Genomic DNA, 19,550 nt, shown 5'->3' with positions numbered 1-19,550 from the left:
AAACGGAGTTGTCCACAGGAAAATCCCCTCACCTGTCGCGGTGAAGCCCAATTCCGCAAGATCGAACCCATGCCGACAAGCACCGAAGCAGTAGTCCGACGCAGCACCCTGATGGCCGCGGGCCACTCGAACTACTCGGTGGCGGTCCGATGCCGCCCCGATGGCCCGTGGCAGCAACTCCTGCCGGGAGTGCTGCTGTTGAAAAGCGGGCAGCCGACCAGGCGACAACGACTGAAAGCCGCGGTTCTGTACGCCGGCCCGGAAGCGCAGATCACCGGGATCGAATCGTTGCGCGCCCACGGCATGCACGCATTCGACGCGGACGACCTGCACATGCTCATCCCCAGCAACCGCAGATTGTCCTCCCGTGATTACGTACGCGTGGAGCGCACGTCCCGAATGCCCAGAGCCCGGAACATCAGAGGCATCAGCTTCGCGCCGCCATATCGCGCGGCCGTCGACGCCGCCCGCAATCTGCGTGACCCGGGGGAACAACGAGCTGTGCTTTACGCGCCGATGGAGGCCGGGTTGTGCACAATCGACCAGGTCCGCGCCGAGATCGACGCGGGTGCCCAACGCGGAACTGCCGCATTGCGCGCGATGCTCGACGAAGTACTGCCGCCGCCATTGGCGAACACGGTGCCACACAGCTGGGCCAAACGCCTGCTCAGTGACGCGCCCCTTCCCGCCCCTGAATGGAACGTCCCACTCCACACGAACAGCGGCGAACCATTGGGCGTCGCCGACGCATGGTGGGACACGGTGGGCCTGGCCTGGGATTTCGGCAACCAATACGACACCCTCACCCGTCGGCGACATGAGGCTTTCAGCCGAGCAGGTGTCATGGTCGTGCGCACCGACGTGGCAGAGCTACGCGGGAATGCTGACCGTGTCGTCCTCGCCCTCGCCCGCGGCTACTACAAGGCGGCCAACCGCCCGCGCCCAGCCGTCCACGTCATCGGGTGACGAACATCCCCTCATCCCTGAGACTCCACTATGGACAACTCAGGACACCCGGCCCGCCCGGATACCTGGCGTACACCGGCGGCCAGCCAGGCCACCGGCAGCGACAGCCTGAAATTCTCCACGGACGCGTGTCGATCCGGCACGAACGCGTTCGTATAGGTGACATACAACTGGTCCAAGGAGGAACACCCATGCAGCAGTACCTGCTCAGCATCTACCAGCCAGACGGCGATCCCCCGCCACCGGAGGTCCTGGACCCGATCATGCGAAACCTCGACGAGCTGAACAAGGAGATCAGGCAAGCCGGCGCATGGGTCTTCTCCGGCGGACTACACCCACCAGGAGCAGCAACAGTCGTGCACCACAAGGACGGCGACGTACTCGTCACCGACGGTCCCTACATCGAGGGCAAGGAACACATCGGCGGCTTCACCGTGATCCAGGCACCAGACCTGGACGCGGCGCTGACCTGGGGCCGCAAGCTCACAGAGGTCATCGGCCTGCCCATCGAAGTCCGCCCGATGCACTGGGGCCACTGCTAGTGGTTGCGACCGCACTTCGTGATCGACGGCCTGGGAGGTGGGTGGTTCGATCACGTCGACTACCAGCGGTGCGGGTGATGCTGCCTCGCCTGGTGCGGCGCCGTGGTCCGCCGCGTCGGTGTGGCGGTCTCGCCGGTGTCCAGGCGGGTGGGTCCGTGGGGCCGGAACCGGCTGGCCGGGATGGTCATGACAGTTCCGCCTCTCCGAAACTTCGACGCTTGGTCGCCTTCGGCTGGCACCGTTCAGTTCGGTGCGTACCGATGGCTGGTTTGCGCCACGTTCCCCTGAGGTGCGGTTGGCTGTCACGTGGCCTGCGCTGGGGCCTTGAGGTTGACACAAGGGGTGTCGTGCCTGGTGCGGCCGGTTGCGGTTGTAGGTCTGGGTCGGTGTCCAGCGACTCGAACGGGGCGACGTGATCGATGCCCCCGCAGCGTCCGGTGCAGACGCTCGATCTTCCCGTGGTGGTCGGTGGGTCAGCGCTCGAACAACGCCTCGACCAGTTGCGGCTTGACGTAGCGGCAGGTGAACTGCCCGTCGTAGCGGCGCACGCTGCGGTGTCTGCCATAGGTGCATCGGCTCGGCCCGCTGTCACCGCTTGTACTTCCGTTGATGTTGCTGCGCCCGCGGGGGATCGATCAGTCCATTGCGGACCAGGATGCGATTCCCGGCCCGCGGGGTCGACCAGCGAGCGCAGGGCTGGTCGAGGTTCGTCAGGCGGGCGGCTCAGCGGCTCACCAGTACTCCTCAGGCAACTTGCCCTCGATATCCCTGACGTGTGTCCGCGCACAAGCCGGACAAAGCCAGGTCAAACGCCCACCGGAACGCTCGGATACCCAAGCTAGCGCCTCAACCGGAGCAGCAGAGGACTTCGATGTACCACACCGAGAACACGTCACGTCACTCACCCGCAGAACATAGAACACATGCCCACCCACCGGAACACCCCGGCCCTGCCAGCCTCGCTCATGCGGTGCACGACGGCTCGGCCGTCGTCGGTGTCGGTGACGTGGATGGCGCGCCGGTTGCCGGGAATGGCGACCCGGGGCCGGACTAGTCCACATCAGACTGTCAGAGCGGCGCTGCCTTGCCCAGGTTGACCGTGGCCGAGGCCAGGTAGAAGAGGTCGTCACGGGCACCGACGAAGGCTGAGTCGGCTGGGTCGAGCAGGCGGTTGACCGCCGCCTGGTCGTCTTCCGCCAGGCGGTCCATGCTTACCTCCGCCAGATATTCCAGCCATTTCGTCACCGCTGTCCGGATTTCGTCGGTCACTGGGGCCGGATGGTCGATCATGTAGCTGAAGGAGGTGACTTCGGTCAGGCCCGCGTCTTTCAGTGCGCGTGTCCAGCCGACCGCCAGGCGCACCGAGCCGGGGATGTCCGCGCGCATCTTGGCGAACCACGCTTTTCCGGCCGCCGTCATTCGGTCGACCAGGCCCGGTTCGCCGACGCCGAGGTCCCACGGCAGGCACTGGGTTCCCAGGCCGCCTTCGGCCAGCGCCAGCCAGCCGCCCGGTGCGAGCAGGCCTGCCAACCGGTTGACGCCTTCCTGCTGGTCACGCAGGTGGTGCACCACCGCCGACGCCCAGACCAGGTCGGCGGGCGGGATCTGGTCGCCGAGCTGGTCGCTCGCCGCGTCGCCGAGCACAGTGTCCACTGTGACCGTCGCACCTGGACCGGCCAGCGCTGTGCGGACATGATCGTTTGCCGCGTCGAGGAGTTCGCCGACCGCGTCGACCAGGATGATTCTGCCGCCGCCGCGGGCGCGCAGGGCGAGGCCGAGGTGTGCGGCCATGCCTCCCGCGCCGGAACCCATGTCGACGACAGTCGCGCCCGGCTTCACCGTGCCGACCAGCCGCGCCGCCGTACCGCGGTACGCCTCGGCGGCGATGGCATCACGACTTCGCAGGTCAGCCAGCCGCGCGGTCCAGTCGAAGTCGTCGTGCGTGTGCTCGCCCATGCCTCCACTTAACCAAGAAGGGCTGATGATCGCGCGGAATGTCCAGTGTGGAGCGTTCGGACGCGCGAAAGCGGGCACCCGCCGGAGGCGGGCACCCGCTTGCAGGTTCGCTTTACAGCGAGGATGCCATCCGGGTGGCCCTCTTGGCCGCCCAGTTCGACACCCGGTTCCACCGCTTCGCGGCGGTCAGACGGCGGACCAGACGCAGCGTGCTCGCTGCCTGTTCCGCCTCGCGCATTCGTGCTCTCGCGAGATCTTCATAAAGCAACATTGTGTTGGCTCCCTTGGGAACGGCTGTGTAGTCAGGTTTCGGGGTCATGCCGCTGCCCCCTGCGCGCTCGCCGCGATGGTCGCGTCCTTCCGAGGACGGCCACGGGGCCTCTTCCGCGCGATCACGACACCGCGCTCGAAGATCTCGCCACCCCAAACACCCCACGGCTCGTGCCGTGCGACCGCGCCGGCCAGGCACTCGGCACGGACGGGGCACGCTCCGCAGAGCTGCTTCGCCCGCTCGAGGTCGGCAGGTGCCTCCGCGAACCACAGGTCAGGGTTGATGGCTGAACGGCAAGGCAGGTCGAGCCCTGCCAAGGGTGCAGCGTCGAGCAGGCCGGTCATTCCCGCCTCCGCCAGGTCGATGGGGTTGTCAGGTGATCTGTCCTCGGTTTGAGGGACAGCGATCGGAGACATGTGGTGGAGCTCCTGTCGTTTCATGTGTGGAGTTGGTGCTGTTTTTCTTTGTAGGACAACAAAAAACACGAAGGCCGCGGATCCGTTTCCGGGTCCGCGGCCTTCGTGAGCCTGAGGGGTCCTGACCTAGGTCAGGCCCTGCGCTTCAGCGCGGACTGGAAGATATGGGAAATCGACGGTCTGGACCGTGCGCACACTGGTCCCCTGGGTCGTCATCTGCTTGGGCGCGATCAGAGCGCCTCCACGGATCCTGCCCGCGGACAGCCGCTCATTCGCAGGCCACTCGGCGTGCGTCAGCGAACCCTTGGACAACGGGAGGCCGGGAGCGTCACAGATGACTGCGTAGTTCTTCACCGTGGACTCGCCCCCCTTCTCGACCGTCGTCTCCGCCGGAGACTTCGAAAACTTCGGACCTTCTCGGCCCGGCTACTGCAGGTTATTGGTGGTACAGGGGTCCCCGCAACAGGTTTTTGACAGAATCCCGTGACGCCGGTCACAGTACCGCCCGATTGGGCGACATAAGCCGCCAACCAGGGCGTTTACGGTCGCCGACCGGTCACAGGTCGTCCATCGCGGCGACAACGTAACCACAGAGGAGCAGCGCCATCAACGAAAATCTCTCGCTCGAACAGCTCGACGGCGCACGGTGGGGCCCCACGCCCGAGGACGCGACCAGTCTGATGAGGACGGTGTACAGCCTGCGGCAACGACCGATCGGTTCCTTGGAACCCGGCGATATCCGGGTACTGCTCGGCCAGCAGGAAGGCGTCGCCGTCCTGACACCGCGCGCGCTGGACCTGCTCGAGAACGAGCCCCTGGTCGACTCCTCCTACTACCCCGGCGACCTCCTGGTCGCCGTGCTGGGACTGCCGCAGTCCCATTGGCAGGCGAACCCCGATCAGCACTCCGCCATCAAGCGCGTGGTCGAACGCGTGCGGTCGGGGACCGATCCCGACGCGCCCGACCAGACGGTCACGGACGCCATCGAGAAGTTCGGCTGATCACCCCGCGGGGGCCGGGCCCTCGTTGACGAGTGCGAGCACGTCACCGCCGAACCGGTCGAGCTTGGCCGCGCCGATCCCGGAGATCGACACCAGGCCGGCCGTGTTGGTGGGGCGCTGCTCGGCGATCGCCATCAACGTCGCGTCGGTGAACACGACGAACGCGGGCACCTTGAGCTCCTTGGCTCGGGTCATCCGCCAGTCGCGGAGCCTGCTGAGCAGTTCCTCGTCCACGTCCGACGGGCAGTCGGTGCACCGGCCGAGCTTGGTCGCGACCGTGCCGACAAGCGAGCGGCCGCAAACGCGGCACGACAGCTTCGGCGCGGGACCTTTGTTGTGGCTGTGGTTGTGGTTGTTGTTGCTCCGCGCGACCCGGGCGGTGGGGTGGTCGTCGGGGATCAGGCCGTAGAGGAAACGGCAGCGACGCCGGTGCCGCCGTCCACCCGGCGAGCGGGACAACGACCAAGACAGCCACAGGTGTTCACGTGCACGCGTCACGCCGACATAGAGCAGTCGGCGTTCTTCCTCGACCGCGGACTCGTCGCCGTCCGCGAACTGGATCGGCAGCGTCCCGTCGACCAGCCCGATCAGGAAAACCGCGTCCCACTCCAGCCCTTTGGACGCGTGCAGCGAGGCGAGGGTGACGCCTTCGACAGTCGGCGGGTGCTGCGCGGCCGCACGCGTCTCCAACTCGGCGACGAACCTCGGCAGGTCCGCTCCTTCGAGAGTGGCCGTCAACTCCTCGGCCAACTCGACGATGGCCAACAGCGATTCCCACCGCTCCCGCGCCGACCCGCCGGATGGTGGTTCGGCTGTCAGCCCGACGCGCTCCAGCGAACGACGTACCAATTCCGGAAGCTCACCGTCGGGAGCATCGGCGCTGGCCATCCGCAGCACCGACATGGCCTGCCTGACCTCCTGGCGCTCGAAGAACCGCTCACCGCCGCGCACCAGGTACGGGATCCCGGCCTCGGTCAGCGCCTGCTCGTAGGCCTCGGACTGGGCGTTGACCCGGTAGAGGACGGCGATCTCGCTCAGCGGCGTCCCGGCGTCGACGAGGTCCTTGATCCGCTTGACGACCGCGTTCGCCTCGGCGGGCTCGTCGTCGTATTCGTGGAACTGCGGCACCGGTCCCGCGGCACGCTGGCCGATCAGCTTGAGCCGCGAACCGGCGGGACGGTCCCGCGCCGCGGAGATGACCTGGTTGGCGAGCGTGACCACCTGCGGGGTCGAGCGGTAGTCGCGTTCCAGCCGGACCACGCTCGCGTCGGGGAAGCGCCGCGTGAACTCCAGCAACGGCCTCGGCGAGGCGCCCGCGAACGAGTAGATGGTCTGGTTCGCGTCGCCGACGACCGTCAGATCGTCGCGCTGGCCGAGCCAACCACTGAGCACGCGTTGCTGCAGGGGCGTGACGTCCTGGTATTCGTCGACGACGAAACAGCGGTAGCGCTCCCGGAACTCCTCGGCGACCTGGGCATGGTCCTCCAACACCGCGGCGGTGTGCAGCAGCAGGTCGTCGAAGTCGAGGAGTTTCGCCTGGTTCTTGAGCCGCTCGTAGCCCTGGTAGACCTTCACCACCTGGTCGGCCGGGACCGGTGGCGTGCGGTGACGGCGGCTGACGGCATCCGGGTAGTCGTCCGGCGAGACAAGCGACGCCTTCGCCCACTCGATCTCACTGGCGAGGTCCCGCAGGACCTCGATCTCGGTCGGCGCGCCGACCTTGTGCGCCGCCTGGCCGACGAGGCGGAGCTTGCCCTCGATCAGATCCCACGGCGCGTCCCCCACGACCCGCGGCCAGAAATACCGCAGCTGCCGCAAGGCGGCACTGTGAAACGTCCGAGCCTGGGCAGCGGGGATACCCAGCGCACGCAGCCGGGTGCGCATCTCCCCCGCCGCCCGGTTGGTGAACGTCACCGCAAGAACCTGCCCAGCGGCAACGTGCCCGGTGTGCACGAGGTAGGCGATCCGATGGGTGATCGTCCTGGTCTTGCCGGTCCCCGCGCCGGCGAGCACGCAGACCGGACCACGCGGGGCCTGCACTGCCGCACGCTGGTCCGGATCCAAGCCCTCCAAGAGGTTCTTTTCTGCTTCGCCGACCATGCTTGCATCCTGACAGAGGCCTCCACGCCACCGTCAACGCGATCCGCTGGCGTGTCGGTGCGAATGGACCATCGTCAAATCCAGTTGTCCACAACCGACCAGTAGGTCTTTGACCAGGCCTTATCACCGGTAGACTGGAGCAGGGACGCCCCCCGGGTCGGGTGGGGGACTGTGCGGGCTCTGTTTCCTGCGCGTGACCAGCTTCGGCTTTCGGTTCGGTGCGTGTGGCTGGTGGAGCGGTCCGTTCGAGTGGTTTCGCCCGGCCCGTATCCTGGTCTTCATGGCTGGTAAGCAGGACAAGGAAGCCCTCAAGGCGGCCAAGGCCGCGCGCAAGGCTGAGTCGAAGGCGAAGCGGAGTCAGATCTGGCAGGCCTTCAAGATGCAGCGCAAGGAAGACAAGCTGCTGATCCCGTGGATGCTCGGTGTCTTCCTGGTGATCACCGCGGTGGTCTTCCTGCTCGGCATGCTGTTCGACATCCACTGGCTGGCGCTGCCGGTCGGCATCATGTTCGGTGTTCTCGGCGCTGTGATCGTGTTCGGCCGCCGGGTGCAGAAGAACGTGTTCGCCAAGGCCGACGGGCAGCCGGGCGCGGGTGCGTGGGCGTTGGACAACCTCAAGCGTGGCTGGCGTGTCACGCCGACCGTCGCCGCGACGACCCAGTTGGACGCCGTGCACCGCGTCCTCGGTCGTCCTGGGGTCGTGCTGGTTGCCGAGGGCGCGCCGCACCGGGTCAAGACGCTGCTCGCGCAGGAGAAGAAGCGCATCTCGCGGCTCGTCGGTGACACGCCGATCTACGACTTGATCATCGGCAACGAAGAGGGTCAGGTCCCGCTGGGCAAGCTGCAGTCGCGGCTGATGAAGCTGCCCCGCAACCTCAACCCCAAGCAGGTCGACGCGATCGAGAAGCGACTGTCCGCGCTGGCCAGCCGGGGCGCCGCGCTGCCCAAGGGCCCGATGCCGCAGGGCGCGAAGATGCGCAACGTGCAGCGCACCATCCGCCGTCGTTAGGCACGATTTCGTAACGGAAGGACAGCGCGGACTGTCGTTCCGCGGCCTGTGGCGCGGCAGGAGAACTCGCCAGCTATCTCCTGCGCGCGCTGGGCCATGAACCTCAGTCCCATCCCGCGGCCGTCGGCTTCGTCCGGCAGCCCGACCCCGTCGTCCTCGATCTCCACCGTCACCGCGTCGCCGTTGATCGTCAGGCTGATCGATGCCGAGGTCGCGCGGGCGTGCTTGACCACGTTCGTCAGCGCTTCGGCGACGATCCGGTACGCGGCGACCTCGATGGTCGGCGACAACGCGGACACGTCGTCCGGCAGCCGGGTCTCGACCTTCAACGTCGGTCCGGACAGGAAGACCGCCAGCTCTTGAAGCGCTCCGACCAGCCCGAGCGTTTCCAGCTCAGGCGGCCTCAACCGGTAAGCGACCCGGCGCACGATGCCCAGCGCGTCGTGGATCGCGGTCACGGCGCGGTCCATCAGTTCGATCGCCGGTGCGTCGTCCGGCAGTTTCGCCCGGACCGCGTCGAGCTGCAGGCGGATTCCCGCGAGGGTCGGTCCCACGTCGTCATGCAGGTCACGCAACAGCCGCAGCCGTTCCTCCTCGCGTGCCGTGACCAGCTGTTCCCGGCTGCGTAGCAGTTCTTCGTCCAACCGGAGCGCGGCCACGACCGGCGCCACCTGGTCGGCCAGCGACGCGAGCGCCTGAGCGAGGGTCTCGTCCAGGTGTGTCCGTCCCGCACGCGGCAGGACGAGCAATCGACCGACGACCGTGCCCCGGTGCCACAGGTCGAACGTCACCGGTTCGGCTTCGTCGTCGACGGATTTCCGGACCTCGGCCAGGGTCCGCACGCCGTCGACGGTGTCCAGTTCGAGCCGGGCGAGGCGCAGGTGGAGCGAGTTGACGATCTCCTCACACACCGCTGCGGGCACCGCGGACACTTCGATCCTGTCGCGCATCCGCTGTCCCAACGCGGTCACGGCTTCGACGATGTCGACCCGTCGTCCCCACGCCACCTGCCGGACCCATCGCGTCACCAGCAGGGCGAACGGGAACACCGCCGCGCCCATGATCCCGGCTTCGAACACGCTGTCCACCGGCGTGATGAACGACCACACGGCGAAGAAACCGAGGTAGAACGCGAGCAGGCTGACCGCGACGACCAGGTTCGCGATCGCCCGGCGCACCGCCAGGTCCAAGTCGTACAGCCGGTCCCGCGTCACCGCGACGGCGACCGCCATCGGTACGAGCGCCGCCGCGAGCACTTCGAGGATGTGGTGCACGACCTGCGGCATCGGCACGAACTCGCGCACAACCGCCTGCGTCCCGGCGAAAAGCAGGACCCACAGCATCAACGAGAGGCGGCGCGCCTGCACGCCTGTCGCGTGACGCCACCTGATCGCCAAGCCGAGCAGTGCGATCACCGACGCGACGATCAGGATCCATTCGCCCGTCTCGGCCAAGGCGTGCGCGAACCCCTGCAACTCGGGGACAGCGGCGTTGTTGGGCACTGTGTACTTGCTGCCGTGCACACCCTCGGCCAACGTCACGCCGACCACGTACGCGACGATCCCGACCACCGCGAACCCGACGGCCCACCACCAGCGCCTGCTCGGCAGCCGCCCGTCGGGGTAGATCAACGGCAGCAGGGTGGCGATCGCCCAGATCGGCGGCGCCCACATCGCGTGCTGGATCGGCATGATGACCCGGACGACCGGGTCGTCCGGCGAGTCGAACGCGCCGACCAACGCGGTCAGCAACGCCATCACACCGTCCCACGCGGCGATCGCGACCAGTGCCCAGCCGACCAGATTGCCCGGTTTGCGCCAAGTCACCAGGATGCCCATGGCGGCGTAGAAGATCGCTATCTCCACGTCGAGCGGCATGGCGGCATAACCGGAGTAGCTCCACGCCTGGATCGCCTCCGTGACGACGGCCGCCGCCACTCCGGTGACCAGTCCGAGGACGCCCAGGCCCGCGGCGACCAGCCTGCCGGTCAACGGGTGCGCACGACCACCGTGCCGAAGAGCTTGTCGTGCAGTCCCCTGCGGTCTGCGTCCCAGATCACGGCGGGGATGATCAACGCGACGAGCAACGTCCTCGGCACCGCGCGCAGCGGCCCGACCATCGGTTTCTCGCCGAGCCTCGCCACGCGGATGCCGAGCACCTTCATGCCGGGGGTGAACCCGAAGAAGGACACGGCGACGACCGTGATGACGAACCAGGCCAGCAGGCTCCAGTTGCGGGGCAGCTCAGGCGCCGTGAACAGACCGGCGACCAGGCCGGCCAGGACGGCGTCGATGAGCAGCGCGAGCGCGCGGACACCCGTGCCCGCGATCGAGCCGGGCCCTTCCTTGGGCAGCTCCAGGCGCTCACCGGGGTAACTCTGTTCGGGACGGTCGCCGGCGTCCGCGCCGGGCTCGAGCGCGGCGCGGGGCCCGGACAACCACGATCCGGTCCACCTTGTCACCCCACCAGAGTAGAACGCCGTCACGCGGCGGCGTCCAACGGTCGACATTTGCGACATCGAGGTGCTCGTTAACATCGGCGAAACACATGGGTGACGGTCGGGCAACACCACACTCATAGCTTCACGACGGAAGTGGGGCGCCCGTCGGCGCCAAGCACTGAGTAAGGAGCCTACGAGCGTGTTCAACAGCCCCGACGAGGTCTTGCGCTTCATCAAGGACGAACAGGTCCGGTTCGTCGATGTCCGGTTCTGCGATCTGCCCGGCATCATGCAGCACTTCACGGTGCCCGCCGAGTCCTTCGACGCTTCCGCGTTCGAGGACGGCCTGGCCTTCGACGGGTCGTCGGTTCGTGGTTTCCAGTCGATCCACGAGTCGGACATGCTGCTGCTCCCGGACCCCTACACGGCCAGGCTCGACCCGTTCCGGATCAACAAGACGCTGATCCTGAACTTCTTCGTGCACGACCCGTTCACCAAGGAGCCGTACAGCCGCGACCCGCGCAACATCGCGCGCAAGGCGGAGCAGTACATCAACGAGTCGGGCATCGCCGACACGGCGTACTTCGGCCCGGAGGCGGAGTTCTACATCTTCGACTCGGTGCGCTTCGACAACGCCGAGAACGGCTCCTTCCACGAGATCGACTCGGTCGAGGGCTGGTGGAACACGGGAGCCGACGAGGAAGGCGGCAACCGCGGGTACAAGACGAAGTTCAAGGGCGGCTACTTCCCGGTGCCGCCGGTCGACCACTTCGCCGACCTGCGTGACCAGATCTCCCTGAACCTGGCGGACGCGGGCTTCACGGTCGAGCGCGGTCACCACGAGGTGGGCACGGCAGGACAGGCGGAGATCAACTACAAGTTCAACACCCTGCTGCACGCCGCGGACGACCTGCAGCTGTTCAAGTACATCGTGAAGAACACGGCATGGGCGGCGGGCAAGACCGCGACCTTCATGCCGAAGCCGCTGTACGGCGACAACGGGTCGGGCATGCACGCCCACCAGTCGCTGTGGAAGGACGGCGAGCCGCTGTTCCACGACGAGTCCGGCTACGCGGGCCTCTCGGACTCGGCACGCCACTACATCGGTGGAATCCTGCACCACGCGCCGTCGCTGCTGGCGTTCACGAACCCGACGGTGAACTCGTACCACCGGCTCGTGCCGGGCTACGAGGCCCCGGTGTCGCTGGTGTACTCGCAGCGCAACCGCTCGGCCTGTGTGCGTATCCCGATCACGGGCAACAACCCGAAGGCCAAGCGCATCGAGTTCCGCTGCCCGGACTCGTCCGGCAACCCGTACCTGGCGTTCAGCGCGATGCTGATGGCCGGACTCGACGGGATCAAGAACAAGATCGAGCCGCCCGCCCCGATCGACAAGGACCTCTACGAGCTCCCGCCGGAGGAGGCCAAGAACGTCAAGCAGGTCCCCGCCGACCTGGGCACCGTGCTGGACACGCTCGAGGCCGACCACGAGTTCCTGCTGGAGGGTGGCGTCTTCACACCGGACGTGATCGAGACGTGGATCGCCTTCAAGCGCGAGCACGAGATCGACCCGCTGCGCCTGCGTCCGCACCCGTACGAGTTCGCCCTTTACTACGACGTCTGATCGGCAGTACGCCGTAGGGCACCAGGCCGGGTGATCGAGGTTCTTCCTCGATCACCCGGCCTTCATCGTGTCTGGCGCCAATGGCGGTAGGTGATAACGAGGAAGATCAGGACAAGCACAGCGGACAGCGCGATCGTCCGGACTACAGGCGCCGACGGGCCGACCCAGGTGTACTGCAGGGTCACCGCTGCGGCCACACCGACGACGAACCACAGCACGCGCGGTCCTCTGATCAGCCAACGCCAGAAGCCGACGCGGTCCGGCGCTATCGTCATGGCCACATTCCAGGAGTACCCGGAGCTTGCCCGACAGCTTCGCGAAACCGACCTCGATCCGTTCAGCGTGGATCGGAAGCTTCCCGCGTACCTCGACTGGGTCGAACGGCAGCTCGGTAGCTCAGGACCATCAGCGGGATCTGCGTGAGCGTGTAGATCACGTGGAACGAGTAGTGGTGCAGCGTCTGCGCTGGGTCGAAGGGCAGGAAGGGCAACGGCAGGACGCTGATGATTCCGCCGCCCACACCTTGAAGCACCGCCCAGCCGAACAGCGGCCAGCTTGTCCACAGCATCGACGCGATCACCATGAGGTAGGCCAGCGTCGGGTAGAGGATTTCCGGGCTCAGCAGTGTCTGGCCTGGCAGGTCCGCCACGTTGTGCAGGACGAACCCCACCCAGGACAGCGCGATGGCTATCGGCAGCATGCTGTTAGGGTTTCTTCAAACCGTCTAATAGTCAAATGATTTGAGTATTTTCATGGAGTTGGCGCGCCAGTTGGCCGGGGAGTTGTTCGAGCTGTCCATGGCCTTGGATCGGGTTGGCAACGCCGCGGCTTCGCGGCTCGGCATCAACCAGACCGACCTGATCTGCCTCACCCTGCTCCACCGGCGGGGTCCGATGAGCCCAGGGGAGGTCGCCTCCGAGCTCGGGCTCACCAATGCCGCGATCAGCGCCATGGCTGCCCGGCTGGAGAAGAATCGTTACGTGACAAGGGAAGTCGATCCCGCCGATCGGCGCCGGGTGCTTCTCACCGTCCAGCCCGAGGGCACCGAGCAGGCATTCGCGCTCTTCGACGGCATGTACCAGTCGATGGTCGAACTGTTCGCCGAGTACCCCGAGGCCGATCTGCGGCGGGTCGCCGAGATCCTGCCCCGCTACCGCGCCATCTTGGCCGAGTGGTGAACCGGCTCCCGCCGGTCGGCCACCCTCACCGACGCGCGCAGCACGAGGGCCGACCGGCGAGCCTTACACGCGACTAGTCGTAGAAGATCCGTTCGACCACAGCGCGGGCACGGCGCGTCGTACGCCGGTAGGCGTCGAGGAACTCGCCAGGGTCGGCGTCGCTCGGGTATCCCAAAGCGCTTGCCACAGCGAACAACTCACGTCCGGACGTCGGCACCTGGTCGGTCTGCTTGCCGCGGACGAGGGTCGCGGCGTTGCGGACGCTGGTCGCCAGCAGCCACGCGGCACGCAGTTCCGCCGCGTCGTCGGACGTGATCAGCTCCGCTTGTTCAGCGGCGACAAGGCCTTCGAGCGTCGCCGTTGTCCGCAGCGACGGCACCTCGTGCGCGTGCTGCAGTTGCAACAACTGCACAGTCCATTCGATGTCGGCGAGCCCACCGCGGCCCAGCTTGGTGTGCGTGGTCGGGTCCGCACCGCGCGGCAGCCGTTCATTGTCCACGCGCGCCTTGATCCGGCGGATCTCCCGCACGCTCGTGGCGTCCAAACCTTTACGGGGGTAACGGAATTCGTTGACAGTGTCGAGGAAACGCGTACCCAGGTCCTCATCTCCCGCGACGAACGTCGCCCGCAGCAACGCCTGTGCTTCCCAGACTTCGCTCCACTGGCGGTAGTACGCGACGTACGAGTTCAACGTGCGCACGAGCGCACCTTGTCTGCCTTGGGGTCGCAAGCCGACATCGACTTCCAACGGCGGGTCCTGGCTCGGCGCACCGAGAGCACGGCGCATCGACTCCACGACCGACGACGCGAACTTCACCGCGTCGTCGTCTCGGACTCCTTCGACGGCCTCGCACACGAACATGACGTCGGCGTCCGAGTTGTAGCCCAGTTCGGCGCCGCCGAGCCTGCCCATGCCGATGATCGCGATCTTCGCCTTGGGCCAACCGCCGTGCTCCACGGCCTTCTCCCGCTCGGCGGCGGCGAGCGCGGACTGCAACACAGCGACCCACACGCTCGACAGCGCCGCGCACACGGCCGGTGTCTCCATCAGTCCGAGCAGGTCGGCGCACGCGACTCGCGCGATTTCGTGGCGACGCAGTGACCTAGCGGCAGTGACCGCACCGCGTAGGTCACGGTGTCGTGCAACGGCTGTGCGCAGCGACTGCGCCACTTCTCCGGGGTCACGGCCAGCGAGCTCGTTCGTGTCCGCGAGCAGACGCAGGACTTCCGGTGCTCGCGTGACCATCTCCGGCACGAGCTTGGACGTGCCCAGCAGTAGGGCGATCCGCTCGACAACCGCGCCTTCGTCACGCAGCAACCGCAGGTACCAGGGCGTCGTGGCAAGCGCCTCGGACATCTTGCGGTACGACAGCAGCCCGCCGTCGGGGTCCGGCGTGTGTGCGAGCAGGTCAAGCAGTACGGGCAACAGCGCGCCCTGGATCGCCGCGCGTCGGGAGACACCGCTGGTCAGCGCCGAAATGTGGTTCAGCGCACCTTCCGGGCTGGCGTAGCCGAGCGCACCGAGCCGGGCAGCGGCCTCGGTCGCGGTCAGCCGCAACGTCTCGGTCGGTACGTTGGCGACCGCCTCCAGCAGCGGCCGATAGAACAGTTTCTCGTGCAGCCGGCGCACACGGTTGGCGTGCCGTCTGAACTCGGACAGCAGCACCTGCTCCACGGCGCGGCCGCGGTCGGGCCGCACTCCCGCGGCGCGTGCGAGCCAGCGCAGGTCGAAAATGTCGTTCTCGTCAGGAAACAGGTGCGTGCGCCGCAGCTTCTGCAGCTGCAGACGGTGCTCCAACGTGCGCAGGAACCGGTACGACTCCCCTAGGCCCGCCGCGTCCGCACGGCCGACATAACCACCCGCACCCAACGCGGCCAACGCGGCGGTGGTGGAGCCGAGGCGCAAGGTGTCGTCGCTGCGGCCGTGCACCAGTTGCAGCAGCTGCACGGCGAACTCGACGTCACGCAGCCCGCCGCGGCCGAGTTTCAGCTCGCGCTCGACGAGCTCCGCGGGCACGTGCTCCTCCACACGGCGCCGCATCTGCTGCACGTCGGCCACGAAACCGTCGCGGTCGGCCGCGGTCCACACCATCGGCCGGACAACGTCCAAATAGGCCGCGCCGAGTTCGGCGTCGCCCGCGACCGGCCGGGCCTTGAGCAGCGCCTGGAACTCCCATGTCCGCGCCCAGCGGCGGTAGTACGCGGTATGCCCCTCCAGGGTGCGTACCAACGCGCCCGCCTTGCCTTCCGGTCGCAGCGCCGCGTCCACCTCGAAGCAGGCCGCGCCCGCGACCGTCATCATCCGGCTGGCCAGCCGGGTCGCCACGTCCAGGTCGTCTTCGCCGACGAACACCACGTCGACGTCGCTGACGTAGTTGAGCTCGTGGCCCCCGCACTTGCCCATGGCGATGACCGCGAGCCGCGCGTCGTTCGGGCCCTGCTCGGTTTGCGCGACCACAAGCGACGCCCGCAGCGCCTCTTCGGCGAGCGTGGTCAGACGCGCGGCCACGTCGTCGTAGGCGGGCGCAGCCAGTTCCGGTTCGACGAGGTGCCCGAGGTCGTCCGCCGCGATCAGCAGCAACTGTTCGCGGTAGGCCGCCCGCAGCGCTTTGACCGCGTCCGGCCCCGTCACGCCGTCGACGACCGCGATCAGATCGGGCCGGACGCCGGTGCTCAGCGTTCGCCAGCTGTCGGGATTCGCGACGAGGAAATCCGCGAGGGCGGTCGAAGCGCCGAGCACGGCGATCAGTTTGCCGCGCAGGCGCACGTCGTCGCGCAGTGCGGCATCGAGCTCGGTCCACGGACCGGATTCCCGCATCCGGTCGATCCCACGCAGCGCGAGGTTCGGATCGGGACTGCGGGACAACGCGGCCAGCATGCGTTCCGCACCCGGTACAGGACCGCCGTCGCCCCACCACCCGACCGCTCTCAACGCAGCGTCGGCACGGTCGTCCGTGAGCCCGAAGCGGGCGGGGGACGTGACGGTACGCGCGCGATCAGCCATCACCGTAGAAACTACGCCAGAATGACCGCGATCCCGAGCAAGGTCACCGCTCCGCACACGGCGAAACTTCCGTAGGCCACTACCAGCTTGCCCCGGCCCTTCGCCACGACACCGACCGCGAACAGCACGGTGACCAACAGCGTCGCGAGCACACTGACCAGGAAGACGCTGCCGAAAGCTGCCCAGTTGATGGTCATCAGGCCGCCTTGATCTCGTGCGGCTCGGCCTGCGGCGCGATCTCGTCGACCACGTGCTCCGGCCGGACCGGGCGCCGCCGCGACGCGAGCCAGATCCCTACCGACACCAGGACTCCGACCGCAGCCACAGCGACAACACCAACCGTGCCCTTCTGCGCCACCATGCCCGCTATGGCACCCACGGCTCCCGCGGCGGGCAACGTGACGAGCCACGCGAGCGCCATACGCCCGAACACGCCCCAACGCACACCGCCCGGCGCACGGCCAAGCCCGGAGCCCATCACGCCGCCGGAGCACACGTGGGTTGTCGAGAGCGCGAAGCCGACGTGTGACGAAGCGAGGATCACCACGGCCGAGCTGGTCTGGGCGGCGAAGCCCTGCGGCGGTTCGATGGTGGTCAGCTTCTTGCCGAGCGTGTGCGTGATCCGCCAGCCGCCGAGGTACGTCCCGAGCGCGATCGCCACACCCGCGCTGATGATCACCCACACGGGCGGCCCGGATCCGGCGGCGAGCGACCCGGAGGCGATCAACGTCAGGGTGATGATGCCCATGGTCTTCTGTGCGTCGTTGGTGCCGTGTGCCAACGAGACCAACGACGCCGACACCACCTGTCCGGCTTTGTAGCCGCGCGCGACGGTCTTGGCGTCACCGCCCCTGGTCAGGCGGTAGGTCAGGTAGGTCGCTCCGGCGGCGACGAGCCCGGCGACGACCGGCGCCGCCACCGCGGGCACCAGGACCTTCTCGACGACCTTGGCGAAGTGCACGGCGTCGATCCCGCTCGCCACCCACGTCGCCCCGATCAGGCCGCCGAACAGGGCATGCGAGGAACTGGACGGCAGCCCGACGTACCAGGTGATCAGGTTCCAGATGATCGCGCCGATCAGGCCGCCGAAGATGACCGCGGGGGTGATCTTGGCGTCGTCGACGATGCCACCCGAGATGGTCTTGGCGACCTCCACGGACAGGAACGACCCGACGAGGTTGAGAACGGCGGACAAGGCGACGGCGGTTCTGGGTCGCAGAGCACCGGTCGCGATCGAGGTGGCCATCGCGTTGGCCGTGTCATGGAAGCCGTTGGTGAAGTCGAAAGCCAGGGCGGTGGCCACGACCACAACGACGAGAAGCGTGGGATCCACGCATGCCCCTCCGGTTTTGAAGGTCACTTGCGCGTGAACGCTACCTAACCAGAGGGTGAACGCAACGACGGGACCTGCGAGAACGGGTGACACGCCCGGGAATTACCCCAAACCGGGCATGTTGTCGCTTCACACCAGCGGAAGCGTGTTGCGAGCTCGGTCGGCGAGCGGCAGCTCCCCGGAGGCAAGTCGCACGAATTTGACAGCGATTGGCTCCCAGGTCTCGGCGATGTCCGCGTGCACGGCGTCGAGGTTCTCCCGCTCCAGCGCACCGGGCCGCGCGGTACCGGCCGCTTCCGGCCCCATCTGTGCCCACTTGAGCACCATGTCGGTGGTCGTCTCGATGTGGAACTGCAGGCCGTACGCGCAACCGTTGAGCCGGAAGGCCTGGTTCGGGTACTTGCCCGACGACGCCATGAGTTCCGCTCCCGGTGGCAGCCGGTCGATCGCGTCGAGGTGGAACTGCATCACGTCCAGCATCAGCGGGGATTCACCGAAAAGGGGATCTGTCCACGCCGCGTCCCGCTTGGCCACCAGCGACGGCCCGACCTCGGGCCCGGCTTCGCCGACGACGACACGGCCACCCGTCGCGACCGCCAGCAACTGGCCGCCGAGGCACACACCGAGCACGGGCACGCGGTTGCCGGTCGCGGACGCCAGCAGCTGCCGCACGTCCTTGAGCCACGGGTGTTTCACGTCGTCCAGCGCACCCATCTCGCCGCCGAGGCAGACCACGCCCTGGTAGCCGTCGAGCGCGGGCAGCGGCTCGTCGAAAGGCCGCACCAGGTGCAGGTCGGCACCGGCCGCGGTCAGCCAGTCCCCGAGGTTGGCGGCCGGGTCGGAGTCGTCGGGCTGGATCACGAGCAGGCGTGTCATGCCTTCAACGTTAGAACCTCTGTTCGCCTCGTTCGCTGAGGCCCCTGTTCGTTTCGACACTTGCGAGCCTCGGAGCACTGTGACGGTCATGCCGCGGTGTCCCCGGGTGAAAAGAAGGGCCCTCGCCGGGAGCAGACCTCTGGGCAGGAGGTCTTCGCGGGGTGTTTGTCCTCGCGCATGCTTTTCTTGTTCCGGGGTTTCAGGGCGCGGGCGCCTCCTGCCCGTCGACCTGCCCCAGGGAACCACGGACTATCAAGAGGATCGGTATGGCTGTCGCTGGGGCTCTTTGGGCAGGCCGACCTCTTGACAGCCCGTGGTTGGCTTCGCCCAGGCCGACGGGCAGGAGACACCCCCGAAGCCCACCTCTGCGCTGCGCGCGGCTTTGCTTGGGTTGCGAACTGGTCAAATGCAAAAGGGCCCCATCGGGGCCCTTCAGGAAGTTAACGCTTTCGACGGCCGCACTAACGTCGGAGTCGTGTTGGTTCCAGCGTGTCGTGCCCAGCGCTGGATCGGAAGGAACACGCACCGTGGGGGTCTGGGGGCTCGGCCCCCAGAAGACACCAATGAGAGAAGGCCTGGTTCGCGCTTTCCGCGAACACAGGCCTCCCCAAACGAATTGCGGCAGTGTCCTACTCTCCCACACCGTACCCAGTGCAGTACCATCGGCGCTGAAGAGCTTAGCTTCCGGGTTCGGAATGGGACCGGGCGTTTCCTCTTCGCTATAACCACCGCAAACCTATGAAATTAACAGACCACACCCCGAAACCACAGGAGCGTCCGGTCTGGTATCTCAGAAACCGTACAGTGGATGCGTAACATCTTTGTGAGCAAGTC

The 19,550-nt window shown here is 67.2% G+C and carries 18 protein-coding genes and 1 rRNA gene; 6 read left to right on the top strand and 13 right to left on the bottom strand.

Translation table 11 applies throughout. The features are described from left to right. The first annotated feature begins 69 nt into the window (after positions 1-69). Both ALI144C_RS01565 and ALI144C_RS01560 read left to right on the top strand, forming a co-directional pair. Complete coding sequence (locus tag ALI144C_RS01565; RefSeq protein ID WP_076985181.1) at positions 70-966, top strand: hypothetical protein; 897 nt, start codon at positions 70-72, stop codon at positions 964-966. A gap of 191 nt (positions 967-1,157) precedes the next feature. Next, positions 1,158-1,508, top strand: coding sequence for a YciI family protein (locus ALI144C_RS01560; protein WP_076985180.1), 351 nt, complete (start codon positions 1,158-1,160; stop codon positions 1,506-1,508). Positions 1,509-2,576: 1,068 nt separating this feature from the next. Here the strand turns inward: ALI144C_RS01560 and ALI144C_RS01550 are convergent. From ALI144C_RS01550 to ALI144C_RS01545, 3 genes are all read right to left on the bottom strand, one after another. Next, positions 2,577-3,464, bottom strand: coding sequence for a class I SAM-dependent methyltransferase (locus ALI144C_RS01550; RefSeq protein WP_076985178.1), 888 nt, complete (start codon positions 3,462-3,464; stop codon positions 2,577-2,579). Positions 3,465-3,576: 112 nt separating this feature from the next. Continuing rightward, the gene (locus tag ALI144C_RS55185) at positions 3,577-3,735 is read right to left on the bottom strand and encodes a hypothetical protein (RefSeq protein WP_168211140.1); all 159 of its coding nucleotides are present in this window, start codon (positions 3,733-3,735) and stop codon (positions 3,577-3,579) included. Positions 3,736-3,779: 44 nt separating this feature from the next. Further along, positions 3,780-4,079, bottom strand: coding sequence for a WhiB family transcriptional regulator (locus ALI144C_RS01545; RefSeq protein ID WP_193441141.1), 300 nt, complete (start codon positions 4,077-4,079; stop codon positions 3,780-3,782). Positions 4,080-4,756: 677 nt separating this feature from the next. Here ALI144C_RS01545 and ALI144C_RS01535 point away from each other — a divergent pair. Next, on the top strand, positions 4,757-5,152 hold the full coding sequence (locus ALI144C_RS01535; protein ID WP_076985176.1) for a contact-dependent growth inhibition system immunity protein: 396 nt from the start codon (positions 4,757-4,759) through the stop codon (positions 5,150-5,152). Here the strand turns inward: ALI144C_RS01535 and ALI144C_RS01530 are convergent, their stop codons facing one another. Beyond that, positions 5,153-7,252, bottom strand: a complete 2,100-nt coding sequence (locus ALI144C_RS01530; protein WP_076985175.1) for an ATP-dependent DNA helicase UvrD2 — start codon at positions 7,250-7,252, stop codon at positions 5,153-5,155. 280 nt (positions 7,253-7,532) lie between these two features. Between ALI144C_RS01530 and ALI144C_RS01525 the strand changes: the two genes are divergently transcribed. Next, complete coding sequence (locus tag ALI144C_RS01525; protein ID WP_076985215.1) at positions 7,533-8,261, top strand: DUF4191 domain-containing protein; 729 nt, start codon at positions 7,533-7,535, stop codon at positions 8,259-8,261. On the opposite strand, the gene ALI144C_RS01520 is transcribed toward ALI144C_RS01525, so the two are convergent. Both ALI144C_RS01520 and ALI144C_RS01515 read right to left on the bottom strand, forming a co-directional pair. Continuing rightward, a complete protein-coding gene (locus tag ALI144C_RS01520; RefSeq protein ID WP_076985174.1) occupies positions 8,258-10,252 on the bottom strand; it encodes a sensor histidine kinase in 1,995 nt (664 codons plus the stop codon). The genes ALI144C_RS01525 and ALI144C_RS01520 overlap by 4 nt on opposite strands. Next, positions 10,249-10,722 (bottom strand): RDD family protein, encoded by a 474-nt coding sequence (locus ALI144C_RS01515; protein WP_076985214.1) that lies wholly within the window; start codon positions 10,720-10,722, stop codon positions 10,249-10,251. The genes ALI144C_RS01520 and ALI144C_RS01515 overlap by 4 nt, the downstream gene beginning before the upstream one ends. 178 nt (positions 10,723-10,900) lie before the next feature. Here ALI144C_RS01515 and glnA point away from each other — a divergent pair, with 178 nt between their 5' ends. After that, on the top strand, positions 10,901-12,325 hold the full coding sequence (gene glnA / locus ALI144C_RS01510) for a type I glutamate--ammonia ligase (protein ID WP_054288855.1): 1,425 nt from the start codon (positions 10,901-10,903) through the stop codon (positions 12,323-12,325). A gap of 62 nt (positions 12,326-12,387) precedes the next feature. On the opposite strand, the gene ALI144C_RS01505 is transcribed toward glnA, so the two are convergent. Together ALI144C_RS01505 and ALI144C_RS01500 are read right to left on the bottom strand one after the other, a co-directional pair. Continuing rightward, positions 12,388-12,600, bottom strand: coding sequence for a hypothetical protein (locus ALI144C_RS01505; RefSeq protein WP_076985173.1), 213 nt, complete (start codon positions 12,598-12,600; stop codon positions 12,388-12,390). A 62-nt stretch (positions 12,601-12,662) separates the two neighbouring features. Beyond that, positions 12,663-13,025, bottom strand: a complete 363-nt coding sequence (locus ALI144C_RS01500) for a hypothetical protein (protein ID WP_076985172.1) — start codon at positions 13,023-13,025, stop codon at positions 12,663-12,665. A 52-nt stretch (positions 13,026-13,077) separates the two neighbouring features. Between ALI144C_RS01500 and ALI144C_RS01495 the strand changes: the two genes are divergently transcribed. After that, the gene (locus ALI144C_RS01495; protein WP_076985171.1) at positions 13,078-13,503 is read left to right on the top strand and encodes a MarR family winged helix-turn-helix transcriptional regulator; all 426 of its coding nucleotides are present in this window, start codon (positions 13,078-13,080) and stop codon (positions 13,501-13,503) included. A gap of 73 nt (positions 13,504-13,576) precedes the next feature. Here the strand turns inward: ALI144C_RS01495 and ALI144C_RS01490 are convergent, their stop codons facing one another. The 5 genes from ALI144C_RS01490 to rrf all read right to left on the bottom strand — a co-directional run bounded on the left by ALI144C_RS01490 (position 13,577) and on the right by rrf (position 19,449). Further along, the gene (locus ALI144C_RS01490) at positions 13,577-16,507 is read right to left on the bottom strand and encodes a bifunctional [glutamine synthetase] adenylyltransferase/[glutamine synthetase]-adenylyl-L-tyrosine phosphorylase (RefSeq protein ID WP_076985170.1); all 2,931 of its coding nucleotides are present in this window, start codon (positions 16,505-16,507) and stop codon (positions 13,577-13,579) included. An 11-nt stretch (positions 16,508-16,518) separates the two neighbouring features. Then, on the bottom strand, positions 16,519-16,704 hold the full coding sequence (locus ALI144C_RS01485) for a hypothetical protein (RefSeq protein ID WP_076985169.1): 186 nt from the start codon (positions 16,702-16,704) through the stop codon (positions 16,519-16,521). Next, entirely contained in the window at positions 16,704-17,840 is a 1,137-nt protein-coding gene (locus ALI144C_RS01480) for an inorganic phosphate transporter (RefSeq protein ID WP_076985168.1), read from the bottom strand. The genes ALI144C_RS01485 and ALI144C_RS01480 overlap by 1 nt, the downstream gene beginning before the upstream one ends. 129 nt (positions 17,841-17,969) lie before the next feature. After that, the gene (locus ALI144C_RS01475; protein ID WP_076985167.1) at positions 17,970-18,716 is read right to left on the bottom strand and encodes a type 1 glutamine amidotransferase; all 747 of its coding nucleotides are present in this window, start codon (positions 18,714-18,716) and stop codon (positions 17,970-17,972) included. A 616-nt stretch (positions 18,717-19,332) separates the two neighbouring features. After that, a 5S ribosomal RNA gene (gene rrf / locus ALI144C_RS01470) occupies positions 19,333-19,449 on the bottom strand. Positions 19,450-19,550: the final 101 nt, after the last annotated feature.

The sequence above is a fragment of the Actinosynnema sp. ALI-1.44 genome, from assembly GCF_001984155.1.
Taxonomy (GTDB): Bacteria; Actinomycetota; Actinomycetes; order Mycobacteriales; family Pseudonocardiaceae; genus Kibdelosporangium.
The sequence above is the reverse complement of the archived record's forward strand: the minus strand, read 5'-3'. Positions and strand labels throughout refer to the sequence as shown.